General features: G+C 67.1%; 1 protein-coding gene and 3 pseudogenes. All 4 read right to left on the reverse strand.

The features are described from left to right. A pseudogene (locus FJ980_RS30420) lies at positions 1-296 on the reverse strand (hypothetical protein); the annotation flags it as partial. 24 nt (positions 297-320) lie between these two features. Continuing rightward, positions 321-782 (reverse strand): RidA family protein, encoded by a 462-nt coding sequence (locus FJ980_RS30425; RefSeq protein WP_140517593.1) that lies wholly within the window; start codon positions 780-782, stop codon positions 321-323. A 38-nt stretch (positions 783-820) separates the two neighbouring features. Further along, positions 821-1,498 (reverse strand): annotated as a pseudogene (locus tag FJ980_RS35880) (AAA family ATPase); the annotation flags it as partial. Next, positions 1,494-1,831: pseudogene (locus FJ980_RS35580) on the reverse strand (double-strand break repair protein AddB); the annotation flags it as partial. The pseudogenes FJ980_RS35580 and FJ980_RS35880, both read right to left, overlap by 5 nt.

A 1,831-nucleotide genomic window follows, 5' to 3' on the forward strand; every position in this document is an offset into this window, starting at 1 on the left:
ATCAGTGTGGTCGCCCTCATCGCGCCGGCGATCGCCATGGTGATGCCGCTGGCACAGCAGGCGGTGATGAAGCCGGCCTCGCCACCGGTGAGGCGCGCGACGACGGCGCTTGCGGCGCGCTGCAGATCGTCCATTTCCACCCATTGCGATGCCATTTCCGACATGGCGCTGATCGCTTCAGGCACGATGATCGACGCGCCGAGCGACGTCATCGTGCCGGAGACGTTGATGATCGGGCGAAGGCCGAGCCGTTCGCGGATCGTGGTGTTGGAGCCGGTGTCTGAATATGTTTTCATGTGAGCAATCCCGTGGATGACAGATCAGGCAGCGATCTCGACGACCGCTTCGATTTCGACGGTGATGTTTCCGGGTAAGGAGCCGACGCCGATCGCCGAGCGGGCATGCCCGCCGATCGTGGCGAAAACGTCGGCGAAAAGATCGGAGCAGCCATTCACCACTTTGGGGTGGTCGCTGAAGGTCGGCGTGGCGTTGACGAAGCCGAGCAGCTTGACGACGCGCACGATGCGGCCGAGATCGCCGGCGGCAGCATGCATGACGGCAAGCAGGTTGAGGCCGGTGAGGCGGGCATGCTGATAAGCCTCCTCCACCGTCACATCCTCGCCCACCTTCCCGGTGCAGAGCGAGCCGTCGGCCCGCAGCGGTCCCTGGCCGGACAGGAAGATCAGCCGGCCGCTCTCGGCATGGGTAACGAAGTTGGCGATGGGCGTCGGCGGCTCGGGCAATGTGAGGCCGAGTTCGGTGAGCCTGGTGTAAGGCGTCATGGAAGAAGGCTCCTTGGGATGGTGTCAACCATCCAATGTCAGAAATGCGAGGCGCGGAAGCGCGCCAGGAAATTGCGCAGACGCTCATTCTCGGCGTCTGCTGCGAGAATCTCCTTCGGCGGGCCGACCGCGCCGACGCCGCCATCGGCCATGAAGACGATGCGGCTCGAGGCGTCGCGGGCAAAGGCCATCTCATGCGTGACCATCACCATCGTCATGCCGTCCTCGGCGAGGCTGCGCACCACTTCAAGCACCTCGCCGACGAGTTCCGGATCGAGGGCGGAGGTTATCTCGTCGAGCAGCAGGATTGGCGTCAAGCCGGACATCTCGCCGGTCAATCTGGCATGTGACAGGACAATGCCGACAAGCAACGCTTTCTGTTCGCCGGTCGAACACAGCGCCGCCGGCATCGCCTTGGGTCGGTGCCGGACCACGAGATCGGAGCGGTGCGGGCCCTCGAGCGTGCGCCCGGCGGCGCGGTCGCGGTCGCGGCCCCCGGCGAGCGTGCGGCGGAACCGCTCCTCGACGTCGACAGCTGGCGTGGTGGCGATCTCGGCTTCCAGATCGCCCGACAGGCCGATATCGGCCTGCGGAAACGGGCCGCTGTCGGGCAGCCTGTCGATCATGGCGGCCAGAAGGCGCACCATTTCGGCGCGCGCCGCGGCGATCGCCACGCCTGTCTCGGCCATCTGCGTCTCGATCGCCTCGAACCAGCGTGCCGCGCTCGGCCGCACCCGGGTCGCGGATGACCGGGTCGAGCGGCAGCAGGCCGAGGATGCGCCTGGCATAGATGGCGTAGGGATCGCGACGCAGCGTCTCGATCTCGGTGACCGAGAAATGGGTTGGACGCAGCGCGACCGGCGGCTTCGGCTGCGGGCGCGGCGCGAAATCCCGCCGCGGGCCGGTATCGAGCGCGCGCGCCCAGGCGATGAGCTCGTCGCCGCGTTCGGCAAGCCTGGCTGCCTGGTCCTTGCCGATATAAGTGAGAATGCGCTGCAGCCAGCGCGAGGGCACGGCGGGCGCGTCACCGGCGCGTGCGGAGCGCGACA

Origin of the sequence: Mesorhizobium sp. B1-1-5 (assembly GCF_006443065.1) — a bacterium.
GTDB lineage: Bacteria > Pseudomonadota > Alphaproteobacteria > Rhizobiales > Rhizobiaceae > Mesorhizobium.

Bases quoted from the DNA above. Each gene is read 5' to 3' on its own strand.
- FJ980_RS30425 (WP_140517593.1), bottom strand. From the start codon at position 782: ATGACGCCTTACACCAGGCTCACCGAACTCGGCCTCACATTGCCCGAG.